General features: G+C 45.6%; 14 protein-coding genes, 1 pseudogene and 1 other annotated feature (1 of these 16 running past the window's edge). Of the genes and pseudogenes, 12 read left to right on the top strand and 3 right to left on the bottom strand.

Annotated elements, in window-relative coordinates; translation table 11 throughout:
• Nucleotides 1–233 (top strand) — a binding site (T-box leader); it begins 1 nt to the left of the window's first position.
• 45 nt (nt 234–278) lie between these two features.
• The 11 genes and pseudogenes from thrS to ABHN01_RS20110 all read left to right on the top strand — a co-directional run.
• On the top strand, nt 279–2,198 hold the full coding sequence (gene thrS, locus ABHN01_RS20160) for a threonine--tRNA ligase (RefSeq protein WP_429877003.1): 1,920 nt from the start codon (nt 279–281) through the stop codon (nt 2,196–2,198).
• 474 nt (nt 2,199–2,672) lie between these two features.
• Nucleotides 2,673–4,025, top strand: coding sequence for an aspartate aminotransferase family protein (locus ABHN01_RS20155; RefSeq protein ID WP_429877002.1), 1,353 nt, complete (start codon nt 2,673–2,675; stop codon nt 4,023–4,025).
• 5 nt (nt 4,026–4,030) lie between these two features.
• Nucleotides 4,031–5,563: a pyridoxal phosphate-dependent decarboxylase family protein gene (locus tag ABHN01_RS20150; RefSeq protein WP_429877001.1), complete on the top strand. Its 1,533-nt coding sequence runs from the start codon at nt 4,031–4,033 to the stop codon at nt 5,561–5,563.
• The gene (locus tag ABHN01_RS20145; protein WP_429877000.1) at nt 5,526–7,289 is read left to right on the top strand and encodes an IucA/IucC family protein; all 1,764 of its coding nucleotides are present in this window, start codon (nt 5,526–5,528) and stop codon (nt 7,287–7,289) included. The genes ABHN01_RS20150 and ABHN01_RS20145 overlap by 38 nt, the downstream gene beginning before the upstream one ends.
• On the top strand, nt 7,279–7,872 hold the full coding sequence (locus ABHN01_RS20140; protein WP_429876999.1) for a GNAT family N-acetyltransferase: 594 nt from the start codon (nt 7,279–7,281) through the stop codon (nt 7,870–7,872). Before ABHN01_RS20145 ends, ABHN01_RS20140 begins: the two co-directional genes overlap by 11 nt.
• On the top strand, nt 7,838–9,178 hold the full coding sequence (locus ABHN01_RS20135) for a lysine N(6)-hydroxylase/L-ornithine N(5)-oxygenase family protein (protein ID WP_429876998.1): 1,341 nt from the start codon (nt 7,838–7,840) through the stop codon (nt 9,176–9,178). The genes ABHN01_RS20140 and ABHN01_RS20135 overlap by 35 nt, the downstream gene beginning before the upstream one ends.
• Complete coding sequence (locus ABHN01_RS20130; protein WP_429876997.1) at nt 9,157–10,341, top strand: MFS transporter; 1,185 nt, start codon at nt 9,157–9,159, stop codon at nt 10,339–10,341. The genes ABHN01_RS20135 and ABHN01_RS20130 overlap by 22 nt, the downstream gene beginning before the upstream one ends.
• Before the next feature lie 25 nt (nt 10,342–10,366).
• Nucleotides 10,367–12,166 carry an IucA/IucC family protein gene (locus ABHN01_RS20125; protein ID WP_429876996.1) on the top strand — a complete coding sequence of 600 codons (1,800 nt, stop codon included), beginning with the start codon at nt 10,367–10,369 and terminating at the stop codon, nt 12,164–12,166.
• A gap of 172 nt (nt 12,167–12,338) precedes the next feature.
• Nucleotides 12,339–13,103 carry a hypothetical protein gene (locus ABHN01_RS20120; RefSeq protein WP_429876995.1) on the top strand — a complete coding sequence of 255 codons (765 nt, stop codon included), beginning with the start codon at nt 12,339–12,341 and terminating at the stop codon, nt 13,101–13,103.
• 3 nt (nt 13,104–13,106) lie between these two features.
• Nucleotides 13,107–13,493: a GntR family transcriptional regulator gene (locus tag ABHN01_RS20115; protein ID WP_290400054.1), complete on the top strand. Its 387-nt coding sequence runs from the start codon at nt 13,107–13,109 to the stop codon at nt 13,491–13,493.
• A gap of 33 nt (nt 13,494–13,526) precedes the next feature.
• A pseudogene (locus ABHN01_RS20110) lies at nt 13,527–13,709 on the top strand (ABC transporter permease); the annotation flags it as partial.
• A 39-nt stretch (nt 13,710–13,748) separates the two neighbouring features.
• On the opposite strand, the gene ABHN01_RS20105 reads toward ABHN01_RS20110, so the two are convergent.
• The 3 genes from ABHN01_RS20105 to ABHN01_RS20095 form a co-directional block, all read right to left on the bottom strand.
• Nucleotides 13,749–13,901, bottom strand: a complete 153-nt coding sequence (locus ABHN01_RS20105; protein WP_290400050.1) for a hypothetical protein — start codon at nt 13,899–13,901, stop codon at nt 13,749–13,751.
• A 61-nt stretch (nt 13,902–13,962) separates the two neighbouring features.
• A complete protein-coding gene (locus tag ABHN01_RS20100) occupies nt 13,963–14,994 on the bottom strand; it encodes a glycosyltransferase family 2 protein (RefSeq protein ID WP_429876994.1) in 1,032 nt (343 codons plus the stop codon).
• Between the two features lie 38 nt (nt 14,995–15,032).
• On the bottom strand, nt 15,033–15,296 hold the full coding sequence (locus ABHN01_RS20095; protein WP_429876993.1) for a hypothetical protein: 264 nt from the start codon (nt 15,294–15,296) through the stop codon (nt 15,033–15,035).
• A gap of 157 nt (nt 15,297–15,453) precedes the next feature.
• Between ABHN01_RS20095 and ABHN01_RS20090 the strand changes: the two genes are divergently transcribed.
• Entirely contained in the window at nt 15,454–16,080 is a 627-nt protein-coding gene (locus tag ABHN01_RS20090; RefSeq protein WP_429876992.1) for a LysE family translocator, read from the top strand.
• Nucleotides 16,081–16,211: the final 131 nt, after the last annotated feature.

Below are 16,211 nucleotides of genomic sequence, written 5' to 3'. Positions count from 1 at the left end.
TAAAAGCTGTGAACAGGACATGAATGACTCGGGACCGGTCTTACAGAGAGGGAAGGAATGCTGAGAATTTCCTGACGCAGGAGAGTGATTTACCGCCTGGGAGCTGAATGGATGAAGCGCAATCTTTAGTAGTCTATTCCGCATGCGCTGCGTTACAGCGAAATGGAGCCGTCCACTGCAATTGTGGCGGGAACCAGGGTGGAACCACGGGTAAAAGCACACTCGTCCCTTGATCAGGGATGGGTGTGCTTTTTGTTATCCAAAAAGGAGGATTTAAAATGAAAGAACATCAAATCAACATTCAATTCCCAGATGGCTCCCTAAAGGAATTTCCACACGCAGTAACAATGGGAGAAATTGCAGCTTCCATCAGCCCGGGTCTAAAAAGGAAAGCAGCAGCCGGAAGAATGGATGGCGGACTTTACGACCTTAGTTTTTCTATACAAAAGGATGCAGAGGTTGAAATTATTACTCTTGATTCCGATGAGGGAATCCGTATCATGAGACATAGCGCAGCTCACGTCCTGGCGCAGGCGGTTCATCGTCTGTATGAAAATGTAAAATCGGGCGTGGGCCCTGTGATCGAAAATGGCTTCTATTATGACATGGATGTGCCGGTTTCGATCACACTGGAAGATCTGCCATCCATTGAAGCGGAAATGAATAAAATTGTTCAGGAAAATCATAAGATTGAGCGGCTTGAGGTTTCAAGGGAGGAGGCAGAGCGATATTGGCGCGAAAGAGGAGACCATCTAAAGCTGGAATTGCTTAATGATATTCCAAAGGAGGAAGAGGTTTCATATTATAGACAGGGTGAGTTTATGAACCTGTGCAGAGGGCCGCATCTACCATCAACAGGCTTGGTCCGAGCATTTAAATTAACGTCTGTTTCAGGAGCCTATTGGCGGGGTGATTCAGAGAACCAAATGCTGCAGCGAATCTATGGTGTAGCTTTTTCCTCACAGAAAGAACTTGAAGAACATCTTCACTTTTTGGAAGAAGCAGCAAAGCGGAACCATCGCAAGCTCGGAAAAGAGCTTGAGCTGTTTATGTTTTCTGAAGAGGCTCCAGGAATGCCATTCTTTCTTCCAAAAGGCCAGGTGATGAGAAATGAACTGGAACGATTTTTAAGAGAGTTTCAGCTGAGCCATTCGTTCGAAGAAGTAAGAACACCACTTATGATGAACCAGAGGCTGTGGGAGCAGTCTGGACATTGGGATCATTACAAGGAAAATATGTATTTCTCACAGGTGGACCAGGCTGGTTTTGCTCTAAAGCCGATGAACTGTCCGGGGCACATGCTCATCTATAAAAACAAACGCCGATCGTATCGTGACCTTCCTTTAAGGCTGGCCGAGTTCGGCCAGGTACACCGGCATGAATACAGCGGAGCGCTGAACGGGCTGCTGCGTGTAAGAACATTCTGCCAGGATGACGCCCATATCTTTGCAGCCCCAGATCAGATTGAAAGTGAATTAGAGGCTGTACTTGAAGTCATCGGTGAAGTGTACCGCACATTCGGGTTTCAATTCGAGGTAGAGCTATCCACTCGTCCGGAAGATTCGATGGGAGAGGAGCACCTATGGGAAAAGGCAGAGAATGCCCTTGAAAATGTGCTGAAGAAAGCCGGGCTAAATTATCGAATTAATGAGGGTGACGGTGCATTCTACGGCCCAAAAATCGATTTCCATATCAGGGATGCCATTAACCGAAGCCATCAGTGTGCGACAGTACAGCTTGATTTTCAGATGCCTGAAAAGTTTGATCTGCACTATGTGGACGAAAAGAATGAAAAACAGCGTCCAGTCGTTATCCACCGGGCAGTTCTTGGTTCCATTGACCGTTTTTTAGGAATTCTGATTGAGCATTATGCCGGGGCCTTTCCATTATGGCTGTCACCCGTTCGGGTGAAAGTAATCCCTGTGTCATTAATCCATCACCAATCCTATGCAGAAGAAGTGGTACAGAGACTGAAGTCTGCAGGAATAAGAGTGGAAGCGGATCTGAGGGAAGAAAAGCTGGGCTATAAAATCAGAGAAGCGCAGATGCAGAAATCTACCTACATCTTCGTGGTAGGAGATGAAGAAGTAAAACAGCAGGGAGTCAATGTAAGGAAATTTGGTATGGAATCTTCCGGTTTAATGGCATTAGAAGAGCTGATCGATCAGCTGCATGACGAAATTGAAAACAGAAAATAAAGTTAAAGAGGGAATCCTTATCGTATTCGATGAGAAAGGCCCTCTTTTTTATTTGAGAACATTCACCGAAATCTTTATGTTCAAATTTACAGTCTTATTGTTCAAAACTTCGGATGTAGGTTCAAAAAAACGGATTTATGTTCAAAAACTACTGATTTATGTTCAAAACATTGATGCACGACATCATACAACAAGATTCGACATATTCATTTGAAATAGGCCAAAAGAATCACTTAAGTACAGGCGATTAATTTTCATAGACGTCCTATATAAAAAGAGATATTCACTTTAAAAATACTGGCATGCCAGCGTTTACTAGTCTTTAAAGCATAGATTTTCTATGGACAGCTGTACTTGAGAACCAACTGAGAATGGTTCTCAAGTATGATTGACGATGAGAACAGTTTTCATTTAGAGTTAGACCTGTAAATAATAATGAAAATCATTATCAATTAGGAAAGGGAGTTTTTATAGATGGCAACGAAGCAACTGTCCAAAAATGATATTTTTCTTAAACAACAGGAACATCGGGAGTCGAATGCCAGGTCGTATCCCCGCAGAATTCCGATCGCCATTGAGGAAGCGGAAGGCATTTTTGTAAAAGACGTGAATGGCAAAACCTATTATGACTGTCTTGCCGGAGCAGGTACATTAGCACTCGGACATAATCACCCGGCCGTGATCGAGGCGATTGAACAGGTCATCCGGGATAGGCGGCCATTGCACACCCTTGACCTGACCACGCCGATAAAAGAAGATTTCGTAACGGAACTGTTTGATAGTTTGCCAGCTCATTTTGCGAAGAGAGCGAAAATCCAGTTTTGCGGACCTACGGGTGGTGATGCGATTGAAGCAGCCATCAAATTATGCAAAACAGCAACGGGCAGACAGAGCATCCTTTCTTTCCAGGGAGGATACCATGGATCCACGCACGGCACGATGGCATTGAGCGGAAATCTTGGGCCAAAGGAGAGGGTGAACGGGTTAATGCCGGATGTTCACTTTATGCCATATCCGTACACCTATCGATGCCCATTTGGTGTAGGCGGAGAGGAAAGTCAGCGCATCAGTTCCCAGTACATCGAAAATCTGCTGGATGATCCGGAAAGCGGTGTTCTTCCGCCTGCAGCGATGATTCTCGAGGTCGTTCAAGGTGAAGGAGGAAGCATTCCAGCACCGATCGAGTGGCTAAAGGAAATGAGAAGAATTACCGAAGAAAGAGGCATTCCTCTGATCATTGATGAGGTCCAGACTGGAATCGGAAGAACAGGGAAACTATTTGCCTTTGAACACGCAGGCATTACTCCAGATGTATTGGTTCTTTCCAAAGCCATTGGAGGAAGCCTTCCCCTTTCAGTGGTGGTGTATGACAAAGAACTTGATCAGTGGTCTCCTGGTGCACATATCGGAACATTCAGGGGCAATCAGATGGCAATGGCAGCAGGAATGGCTTCTTTACGGTACATCAAGGAGAATAACCTCTCGGAACATGCTGAAAAAATGGGCGCTCTGCTCGTTTCAAAGCTTGCCGATATTCAACAGAGGTTTCCTGAAATCGGGGAAATCAGAGGCAGAGGTCTCATGATTGGAGCTGAAATTGTCGATCCAGAAGGAAAGAAAGCAAACAGCGGCAGCTATCCCGCTCATCCATCATTGGCCAGTGCCATTCAAAGGGAATGCTTTAACCGTGGATTGATCCTTGAGGTCGGCGGGCGCCATGGCAGTGTAGTTCGATTCTTGCCTCCGTTGATCATTACATATGAGCAAGTGCTGGAAGTAGCGGAAATCTTCAGTCAGGCGATCGAAGCTGCTGCAGGAAGGAAGTAGGCAGCATGGCAACGGTGATCAACACATTTGACCATCTATTTCTGCACGAAGGAATCAGCGGCCGGCAAGCGTATATCCAGACGGTGGATGCTGCAAAAAAAATGATAGCTGACACGATGCGCGAGATGAAGGAGCCCTATTGCGGAGAAAGTCCGGCTTCCATTGAAGCGATGATCCGGGGGATGAAGCTGGCCTCATTGGAAGGAGAGGACCTGCAAGACGTATTGAAAGATGTGGAAAAGCTGCTTTTACACAGCATTCATGTCAATCACAAAACGTGCATTGCTCATCTCCACTGTCCGCCGCTCCTACCTGCACTCGCAGCAGAAATGGTCATCAGTGCTTCCAATCAATCGATGGACTCATGGGATCAGAGCTCTGCAGCCACCTATTTAGAGGAAGAGATGATTCAATGGCTTTGCCGCAGACTTGGGCTGGAAAATCATTCGGATGGCACGTTTACAAGCGGAGGGACACAGTCCAACTATATGGGTCTGCTTTTGGCAAGAGACGAATTTTGCGACAAACAATGGAATTGGAACGTTCAGAAAAAGGGACTTCCGCCAGACGCCAGCCGACTGAGGATCCTTTGCTCAAAAGCGGCCCATTTCACGGTGAAAAAATCGGCTTCACAGCTCGGGCTGGGAGAGGATGCGGTCATTCAAGTAGAGACGGACAGCTTTCACCGGTTGTCTCTTCAAGACTTGAGAAAAAAACTAAGAACCTTTAAATCTGAGAATCTGTTGCCGTTTGCTCTTGTTGGAACATGCGGGACAACAGATTTTGGAAGCATCGATCCTCTCGGTAAAATGGCTGAATCTGCACAGGAAAATGGCCTTTGGTTCCACGTTGATGCGGCCTATGGAGGAGCACTGATCCTGAGCAGGAATGAGTTTCATAAACTGCAGGGAATCGAGAAGGCCGATTCTATTACAGTGGATTTCCATAAGCTATTCTATCAGCCGATCAGCTGCGGAGCGTTTTTCCTGAAGGAAAAGAGAAACTTCAAATACTTAAACTACCATGCAGATTATTTGAATCCTGAAGAGGACGAACAGGAAGGCTTGCTGCATCTGGTAAATAAATCTGTTCAAACGACCAGACGATTTGACGCATTGAAGCTGTTTATGTCATTGCGGTCGGTTGGTTTAGAGCCTTTTGGGCGAATGATCGACCATACCATTGAGCTGGCAGCTCAGACATCCAAGCAAATGCAGCAGTTGGGCGGTTTTAAGGTAATCAATCCGAATCCGGAAATGAATGCGATCGTTTTTCGTTATGAGCACCCTGAAGCAATGGACCACTGCAAACTTAATCGAGAGATTCATAGAGCGATGCTGCATAGCGGACAGGCTGTGCTCGCCAAAACGAATCATCGCGGGAACACTTATCTGAAGTTTACCCTGATCAATCCAAGAACAACGATCGCAGATATTAACGCACTGCTTCTAAAGATTTCAGAGTTGGGAAATTGGATACTTAGAAACGGAGGGCAACTGAATGAACAGCAAGATACAAGCAGAGCAAGCTACTATTAAAAGCTTTCTTAACTGTTTTTTACGGGAGACAAGAAATGCGGAAGGGAAACCGGCTAATGGGCAATTAATCCTTACATTGCATCATCAAAATATAGAGCTCATCATTCCGGTCAAGTATTGGTCTCCAACGGGCAGACATTTGTTTACTTTTCCGATCATGTTTCGGACGAAGGGCGGAGGCAAGCCCATTACCGCAGATTATTTAAGCCTGGCCACTCTGATTTCAAAAGAACTGCTTCTTCAGCAAGGAAGAGATGATGCAGAAGATGAGCTCGTCCTTCGGGTCATCATGAGCTGCCGAAGCATGAAGGATTATATTGAGAAACGGATAAAAGATGCAGGAAAACTGACAGAGAAGGATTTTACGTTTATTGAGGCAGAACAATCTCTTCTTCTCGGCCATCTTATGCACCCAACGCCCAAAAGCAAACAAGGAATGTCATTCTTGGAAGAGCGCATTTACACCCCTGAATTAAAAGGGGAGTTCCCGCTTCACTTTTTTAAGGTTCATCGTTGCCTTGTTCTTCAAGATTCTTCAGCAGGCCAATCTGCTGAAGAGATTGTTAGAACGATGGTACTGGATGACCCTTCCGTTCCTCATGAATTTGTGATGGAGCATTGCATGGATGAAGCTTTCTGCCTTATACCTGCCCATCCGCTGCAGGCAAGAGAACTTGTGAAACAGCCCGCTGTCCAGCAGTTTATGAAGCGAGGGGATATCATAGATATCGGTGCAGCAGGCAGCTCATATTCACCTACTTCATCTTTACGGACGGTGTACAACAAAGTATCTCGATATATGTTCAAGTTCTCCGTACCTGTAAAAATTACAAATTCCTTGAGAGCAAATAAGCCAAAAGAGCTTGAGAGAGGGGTGGAGATCTCACGTCTCTTGAAAACAGGGCTCGGAGAAGAACTGAATAAAAGGTTTCCGGCGTTTCAAATCATTAAAGATCCTGCCTACCTCAATGTCAACACGGGAGAAGAAGAAACCGGATTTGAAGTAGTCATCCGCGAGAATCCGTTCTGCGACAATGAGAAGGATGCCAGCCTGATCGCAGGGCTCTGCCAGGACCATCCCTACGGTGGAGAAAGCAGACTCTATACAATTATTAAAGCGATATCGGAAAAAGAAAACCGAAGCATGGAAGAGGTCAGCGAGGAATGGTTCCAGCGCTATTTGTCACTTGCTCTAGAGCCCATGCTCTGGCTTTATGAACATTATGGACTGGCATTGGAGGCGCATCAGCAGAACTCCATCATCCAGCTTGAGAATGGATTTCCTGCAAAATTCTACTATAGGGATAACCAAGGGTACTACTATGCTGAATCGAAGGCCCATATGCTTAGGGAACTTCTTCCGGATCTTAGTGAAAAAAGCGAGACCGTATGTTCGGATGCGGTAGCGGATGAAAGGCTCAGGTATTATCTCTTCTTTAATCACCTGTTTGGATTGATCAACGGATTTGGTACGGCCGGCTTGGCAGATGAAGAAAAGCTTTTGGAACAGTTGAGGATCTCCCTCAAAACGCATGCAGAATCAGCAGAACACTCAGGCACACTGCTCAAAAGCCTGCTCCATGAACAAGAGCTCCCGTGCAAGGCCAACCTTTTGACGAGGTTTTACGACAAAGATGAGCTGATCGGATCGCTTGAGGATCAATCGGTTTATGTAAACGTGCCGAATCCTATTTTTCAAAAGGAAGGGATGCTTCATGGTGTTTAGTTTTGAGATCTTTGATGATGAGCTAAAGAACAAGATTTCCTTCCGTCAGGTTGATTTCGACAAAGATGCCGAGCTTCTTTATCGATGGATGAATGAAGAGCATGTCATTCCGTATTGGAAGCTGAACGGACCGAAAGAGACCTATTTTCAGCATCTCCTGACAGCTCTTCATGATGAGCATCAAAAGCTGTATATCGGTTACGTTAACGACCGGCCAGTAAGCTATTGGGAAAGCTATTGGGTCAGGGGTGATGTGATGGAAGAAGCGTATGAAGCGGAACCGAATGACCAGGGTGTGCATCTTTTGATCGGTGAAACAGACTGTTTGGGAAAAGGGTATTCACTGCCGATGCTCAAGGCGATGATACGTTTCCAGTTTCAAGAGCCATTTACTGAAAAAGTGATCGCCGAACCGGACATCCGCAATAAAAAGATGATACACGTGTTTGAGAAATGCGGGTTTGTGCCAATTGAACCGGTCAAGCTGCCTGATAAAACTGGGCTGTTAATGTTCTGTGACCGGGATGAGTTCCATAGGAGGTGGAAATATGAAGACAAACATCGGCTCCAGACCCATATATGATGCAGTCGGCATCGGCATCGGCCCCTTTAACCTGGGGATGGCCGCACTTGCAGAAGGGACAGGGCTGGATTGCTTATTCTTTGAGCAAAAAAGCGAATTTCAGTGGCATGAAGGAATGCTGATTGAAGGGACGACCTTGCAGGTCCCTTTTCTGGCAGATCTCGTTACTATGGCAGATCCCAAGAACAAGTACAGCTTTCTTTCCTATCTTCAGCAGCATGAGCGGCTGTATCACTTTTATTTTTTTGAGAAATTCCATATTCCAAGAAACGAGTACAACCATTATTGCCGGTGGGCGGCGGAGCAATTGGAGTCGTGCAAGTTCAGCATGAAGGTAGAAGACGTGCTTCCCTTTGGCTCTGAAGAAGGTTTTCTTTATGAAGTTTACGTTCGGAACGAAAAAAGCGGTGAAGTGGAGACGTATCTTGCCAGGCATCTGGTCCTGGGAATCGGCACAAAACCTCAGCTGCCGGCCTTTGTGAAACAGCATGAAGGGAAAAGACTCTTTCATTCCGCCGAGTATTTGAAGAAAAAAGAGGAATGCCTTAACGCGCGTTCTGTGACGGTCATCGGATCCGGACAAAGTGCGGCAGAGATTTTTCTTGATCTTGCCCGGGAAGTGGACAGCAACACTTGCCGGCTGAATTGGCTGACACGGTCCAAAGGCTTCTTTCCTATGGAATATTCGAAGCTTGGCCTCGAATATTTTTCTCCTGATTATATCGACTTTTTTTATCACTTGCCTCAGGAGAAAAAGAACACGCTGCTGACTCAGCAGGATCTATTGTATAAAGGCATCAGCGCAGAGACCATAGGGGACATCTATGATCTGATGTATGAAAAATCGGCAGGAAACAAGACTCCGGATTTCTTCTTGCAATCCATGACAGAAGTAACTGGCTTGCAACAGACAGGCTCTACCCCATCTTTGCATTGCCGGCATTGGATGACAGAAGAAACCTTCGAGCTGGAATCAGAAGTTATAATTTTTGCTACAGGCTATAAGCCGGCAGTCCCGTCTTTTTTAGCGAGCCTGGAGGAATACATCGACTGGGATGAACAAGGGCGGTTTCAAATCGAGAGGGATTATCGTTTAAAAACACATCTGCTGACGGCAAACGAGATATTCGTTCAAAACGGTGAGATGCACACACACGGAGTCGGTGCGCCAGATCTTGGTCTGGGTGCCCACCGAAACGCGGTCATCCTGAATACGATGGCCAGGGAGACACTCTACCCGGTATCGAAAAAGAACGTTTTTCAAAGTTTTCAAGGTGAAGAGCGATGGGTTCCCATCACCCGATAGCTCGGATTGCTCTATATATTTGTGTGTTTCTTTTCGTCTTTACTGAAGTTTTGTTTTCGCCGTTCTACCCGCAGTTTTTTCAAAAAGTATTCGGAGTTTCAGATCTTCAGTTTACAGGAAACTATCTTTTCCTATGCCGGCTGTCGGTGGTTGCAGCGTCACCGGTATGGGGATGGCTCTCGAAAAAAGTGGACAGAAAAAGATTGCTGCTGATCGGACAAGCAGGTACAGGCCTGTCATGCGGCATGATGGCCTCGGCAGCCACCGAAACACAATTTGTGGTATGGTCTTTAATCTTGCTTCTCTTCAAGAGCAGCTATCTGCTTTTGTATCCCCTCTTACTTGAATCCGCTATGGATCAGAAGAGGGTGACCGCCAATTACCACGCTCTTGCACAATGTGCTGCAGCGGGTGCTGCTCTGGCCAGCTCCTGGCTGATTCAGCTTAAAGACCCTCTTTCGGTCTTCTGGTGGATTGGCGGGCTGGATCTGCTGCAGGCTCTTATTTGCATGGCTGTTTTATCCAAGACGAAAACAGAATCAAGAATACATAAGACTCCTATCCCGGCTTCAGCAAGTGCAGCAAGGAAAAGCAGGGACCTTTATTTCTTGATGAAACTCGGTATAACGGTTTTTACATTGCATTTTGCGGTTACTTTAATCAGGCCTTTGTTTACCGTCTATACCGAAGTGGAATATGGAAGCTCCTATGTGGAGAGCTCGTTCTTGTTCTTATTGCCCAGCTTTATGACTTTGGCTGCCCTGCCTGTCATGAAAAAGCTGAAATCTGAAAACTTGCGGAACGTTTATATGATATCGGGAGCTATGGTATTGATCTCAATCCTCCTGCAGGGAGGAAGTTCATCGTTCGTTCTGTTCACGGCCGGCCGCTGCTTGTTTGGTTTTTTCCTGGCGATCTGCCTGGCCAGCCTGGATATGAGCCTCTTTCAGAAAGGGAAAGAGGCAGGACATCAATATGGATGGATGTGTTCCTTTCAGAACCTGGGCTTGCTGCTGGCACCCGTCAGTGTGCCGGCATTCACTGAGAATGGAGCTTCATCTGTACCGTTTTGGGCGGCGGGAGTCGTTTTAGCTGTTCATTTGCCGGCAGCCTTTGTTGCGCTGCGAAGAAATTCGTCCTTAACGAAAGCAAAAGCAGCGTAGAGATTTCAATATAGGAGGAGAGTTTATGCTATTTAAAGAAGAACTTGGCAAACAATTGAATAAAGATAACTGGTTTCAAGCCAATCAAGAACTGTTGGCAAAAATGATCTCGGAATACATGTATGAAGATATGCTCATTCCACAAAGGGTGGAGGGCGCTCGTTATATTTTAACGGTTAACGGTGAAGTGCACTACCGGTTCGAAGCGGAAGCAAGATTGTTTGACAGCTACTCGGTCCGTGAGGCGACGATTGAACGCTACAGTGATGGAAGCTGGGAACCAGCGGAAAGTGCGGTGCAGTTCATTCTCGATATCCAGCAACTGATTGGAATGTCCTCAGAAACAGCAGGGCATTTGATTAAGGAACTCAATGCAACTCTGCTGGCAGATGTCAATCTGATCAGCAGGAAAACAAAGACATCGGACGAGCTTGCAGCTATGGACTATGCGGAGTTGGAGGGGGAGATGACAGGACATCCCTGGATTACGTACAACAAAGGCCGCATCGGTTTTGGGTACGACGATTACTTGAAGTTCGCTCCTGAAAATCAGCAGGTCACCACACTCTCCTGGCTGGCTGTCAAAAAGCATCGGGCTTCGTTTCAGTCGGTGGATGGGCTGAGTTATGAAACTCTCATTGAATCCGAACTTGATGAGCATACACGCCATGTTTTTGACAATGTGCTTCGGGAAAAAGGAGTTTCTAAAGAAGAATATTTCTATATGCCCGTCCATGAATGGCAATGGAAGAACATCATCATCCAACAGTTCCCGGAGGATCTTGCCAATGATCGTATCATTCCGCTTGGCGAAGGACCGGACGTCTATCTTCCTCAGCAGTCCATTCGGACGTTTGTGAATGCGGCGCATAAGCACAAACATCATGTGAAGCTGCCGATGAGCATCCTGAACACACTCGTATACAGAGGTCTTCCAGCAGAAAGAACCTTGATCGCGCCGAAAATTACGGAGTTCATTAAAGGCATCGCAGAGAACGATTCTTTCTTAAAAGATACATGTGGTGTGATCCTTCCGGGGGAGATCGCCAGCTTGAATGTGGACCAGACTTCCTTCCAGCAGCTGAAAGGGGCACCCTATCAGTATTTGGAAATGCTCGGTGTCATCTGGAGAGAGAGTATCTATACGTATTTGAAGGAAGGTGAAAAAGCGATCACACTCGCTGCTCTCACACACAGCGATCGGGAGGGAAAACCGTATGTCCAGAGTTTGATGGAAAAGTCCGGCCTTTCACCAGAAACATGGATCAAAAAGCTGTTCCAAACGATCCTCCCGCCGCTTCTCCATTATCTTTATCAATATGGTACGGTCTTTTCACCGCACGGCCAGAACACGATTCTGGTGCTGAAGGATAATCAGCCTCACCGGCTGGCAATTAAGGATTTTGTTGATGACGTCAATATCAGTGACCAGCCTTTTGCAGAGCTTGCAGGGCTTGAAGATGACCTGAAGGCTGTATTGCGAAGTGAGCCTCCTGAAGGTTTGACACAGTTTATCTTTACAGGGCTATTCATTTGCCACTTGCGGTATTTATCCGAACAGCTTGTAAAGAATAACTTAATGGTGGAGCGGGAATTCTGGAAGCTGCTCGCTGAAGAAATCTATGTCTATCAGGATCAGTTTCCAGCGCTTAACGGCCGTTTTGAGCGGTTTGATTTCTTTAAGCCGCAAATGACGAAGCTTTGTCTTAATCGAAATCGGATGGTCGATTACGGTTATGGTGATGGTGAAGACCGTCCTCATGCCTCGGAATTCGGCAAGGTGAACAATGCATTAAGCCTTTTTGCAAGGCAGGAAGCGAAATAAACAGGCGTGCAGTGAGAACCGGCGATCTTTCACGGAAGATCAGCCGGTTTTTTTGTTTGGCGGATCTTATTGGACGGTTCGAAAAACTGGGTTTGACATTTTCTTGAATACCAGTGTGTTATATCACTAGTACACTAGTTCATTGGAACAATGTGAAATGGAGGACTGCTTAATGAATCCTTGGTTAGGACAATTAAAGAAAGAATACAGGCTCGGAAAAGGCGGAGCGGGAGCGCTAGGTGCTTTAATCGCTCTGTTCTTATATTTGGGGCTTGGAGTCTATACCGCATGGAGGATGGGAAAACCTGAAACGTTCTTTGCCTTTTGTTCGGTTGCGGTGATGATCCATGTAGTCTATATGGCCGGGTATCTATGTGTGAGTTATTTTCTCGAACATAAAACAATGCATTTATGGCTGCAGTGCCCGCTGTCCGTCAGTAAACTGCTTTTGGCAAAGCTGGTAAACGGGTTCGGGGCGCTTGCCCTTTCGCTATTCATAACGAGCGTTGTTACACTTATCGCAGGAACGATGGTAATGGACGTTTTTGAGCTCAATCCGGATATGACATGGCCGGATGTCATTTACATCGGTACCTTTCCCGTTATTCATATCCTGCTTATTTCCTTCTACATCGGAATAGGTATAACGTTTTTGTGGGCGATTTATCTCGTAACCACCAAAACGCTCGGTAAAATAAGCGGATGGGTAATCGGGCTGGGTGTCTTTTTCTTTGGCCCATGGATCCTTGCAAAGTGGGAAGACACCAAATTATTTGATGCTCTATTCATCTGGGGTAAAGTCAACCTTAAATATAACGACTTCGTATATGGAATCTTTAAGCATGTTTATGTAGGTTATTATTTTTACCATTTGCTTCTGGCACTCCTCCTATTCCTTGCAGCCAGCTGGTTAATTGAACGAAAAGTTGAGGTGTAGCACATGGCAGACGATTTTAATGCATCCAAACCGATTTACATGCAGCTCGCTGACCGGATCAACCGCCAAATTTTACGCAAAGAGCTGGCAGTTGGGCAGAAGCTGCCGTCAGTCAGGGAGATGGCGATCCAGTCGGGAGTGAATCCGAATACGGTTCAGAGAACCTACAGCGAATTAGAAAGGATGGGTAGTGTGGAATCAAAAAGGGGTCAAGGAACGTTTGTGACGGAAAATCAGTCAGTATTAAACGAGCTTCGCCAAAATTTAAAAAAAGAGCAGATCTCGTCCTTCTTTGCTGATATGAAAGAAATGGGATTCTCAGCGGAAGAGATGATTTCCGGCTTAAAAGAGTTCATCTCAACTGAAGAAAGAGGTGAACAGCGTGATTGAATTTAAAAATGTAACAAAGACGTCCAGTTCTTTTCAAAGTATGATTGGGTGAAGTATATACTGTTTGCTAATGTCAATTTAAATCAATATTTTGATGGAACGCCTTTCATTAAAGGGATGACTTTAAATTTTTCTTTGACTGTACTAGCCGTATACTTTTTAGTGTTTATTGCGCTTACCTGGATTGTATTCAAGAAACGCGATGTAGCTGCTTAATCGACTAAAAGCTGGGCCCGACTTGGGCGCCAGCTTTATTTATCGTTTATCTTTTACCGCGTCATTTAATCTTCTTGTGTTTCCTTTGGCATTTATTAATTCAAGAACTTGATTTAATCCATCAGTAGCTTCAGCGGTATTCTGATGACCTTCGAGCCCCTTCTTCTCTGCTTTATTCTTTTCGTCCATCATTGATCAACCTCCCTCTTTATCTATTCCCGTCAGTTGCGGACCGTACACGTAGTGAGCAAGTCTAGGAAAGCTTTCGGCTCGACCGCAGACGGGTTCGCAGCGGTGCTGCGGAAGTTTTTTTCGGCTGTGAGGAATTTCTGATAAGGCCGCTGTCAATTCCATATCGAGGGCGCTGCTTGACCTCTTTAAATACTTTTCCGACGTACTCGCCGACGAGTCCAATTCCCATCAGCTGAAGGCCTCCGATGAACCAGATGGAAAGCATGATGGACGTCCAGCCCGGGACAGTGTATCCGTTAAACTTCTGAATTAAAGCAAAAATTCCAGCGAGTGCACTGAACACTAAGAAGAAAAAGCCTGAAACAGTCAGTAAACGGATTGGTTTAATGCTGAATGATGTGATGCCGTCAAACGCAAAGGCGAGCATTTTGCGCAGCGGATATTTGGATTCTCCGGCTGCTCTTTCTTTACGGTCATAATAAACTTCTGCAGAACGGAAACCCAGGAGGGGGATGACTCCTCTTATAAAGAAATTTCGTTCCCGATATCGGCTGAGTTCTTCCAAAGCCCTTTTGCTCAGAAGCCTGTAGTCAGCGTGGTTATACACAAGGTCAACGCCCATCTTTTCCATCCCCTTGTAAAACCATTGGGCAGTATGCCGTTTGAAGGCGGTATCACTTTTCCTTTCACTCCTTATGCCATAAACCACATCGTGGCCTTCACGATATTTGAGGATAAATTGCCGAATCGCCTGTACGTCGTCCTGCAGATCAGCATCAATGGTGATAATGCAGTCAGAGTAGGCTTTTGCCGTATCCATTCCGGCGAGGAGGGCGTTCTGATGTCCGGCGTTCTTCGACAGCTTGATCCCGTTGGCATGCCGATTTGTTTTATGTAAAGCAGTAATAAACTCCCATGTTCTGTCCTTGCTTCCGTCATCAACAAAGAGCATGCTGCTTTCAGGAGAGATCAGGGTTTCCGAAATGAGTTCTTTTAGGACGGATGTCAGTTCCCGTGCAGTAATCATTAATACTTCTTCTTCGTTGTAGCAAGGGACTACGATCGTCAAGACGGGCAATCGATTATTGTTCATTTAAAGTGCGAGACCTCCTTATTCCTTTTCTCCCGATATTACTCGTATTGGTTGCTTTCAATTGCGTTCGTTGTTTCTTGCAGATGGCGGAGGTGTTCATGTGCATGAAAAAGTTTTTTTGATTGCTCTTCTGACAGCCCCTCAGTGTGCCTCGATTGATGGACCATTTCATGGGCATATTCAAGCAGCTGCTTTGCTTGCTGAAATTCTTCGGGGTTGTTGTTTCCTTGTGATTCTTCAATCGCTTTTCTTGCGTTTTCTACGCTTTCCAAGGCGTGGGTGTATTGGTTCTGGTGATCCATATGCCGACTCCTCCTGATGTTTTTCTTATCCTTAACATGTGTTTTGGAGAATTTTGTTATACGCTTAAGGCTTAAATCCCATCACAAAAAAAGTGGTACAGTTACGGAGAGCGGAATAGACTTGTACAAACAGAACAAAAACAGGCGGAGGTTTGCGGTGGGGATATTACTAAAATACATGCTTTTAGGGCTGTCGTTGGCGGCACCGATTGGACCGATTAATGCTGCACAGATGGATAAGGGGATCCGAAACGGTTTCTGGCATGCCTGGATGGTGGGCCTTGGAGCCACGACAGCCGATGCCTTCTACATGGCACTCGTCTATTTGGGGCTTGTGCAATTTTTGGATGCTCCGGTCATCAAATCATTTCTTTGGCTTTTTGGCTGTTTTGTTTTAATTTATACAGGAATTGAAAGCTTTCAAAATGCTGGTGTAATGGTTCTTTCAAAAAAACAAGGAAGCGAAAAAACATGGAGATGTTTTCTTTCTGGTTTTTTCATGTCACTGACTAACCCGCTGACCATCCTTTTCTGGCTTGGGATCTATGGCTCAGTCCTGGCTGAGACAGCCGCTAAGTACCATAGTGAGAAGCTTTTTTTGATCAGCGCGGCGATCTTCAGCGGAATTTTGCTGTGGGACTTTACAATGGCTCTCGTAGCCAGCAGCTTCAGGCGTTTTCTTGCAGATTCCCTGCTTAAATTGATTTCACGCGTCTCTGGTCTTTCACTCATCGGTTTCGGCTTTTATTTTGGATATCAAGCCTTTAAATTTTTATGGAAATAGGGTTTGCCGCTGCGAAATAAAATTAAAGTTTTTGTATATATCGCATTTTTTGTCTATCTGCTTCTGATGGGATGGCATATTTATATTTTGTTTATTATGTATTTGCAATAAAGAAGGGGCTGTCCAATAAG

It is taken from the genome of Fictibacillus sp. NRS-1165 (genome assembly GCF_050468105.1).
Classification (GTDB): domain Bacteria; phylum Bacillota; class Bacilli; order Bacillales; family Fictibacillaceae; genus Fictibacillus_C; species Fictibacillus_C terrinigri.
This window is presented reverse-complemented; position numbering and strand designations above follow the sequence as displayed.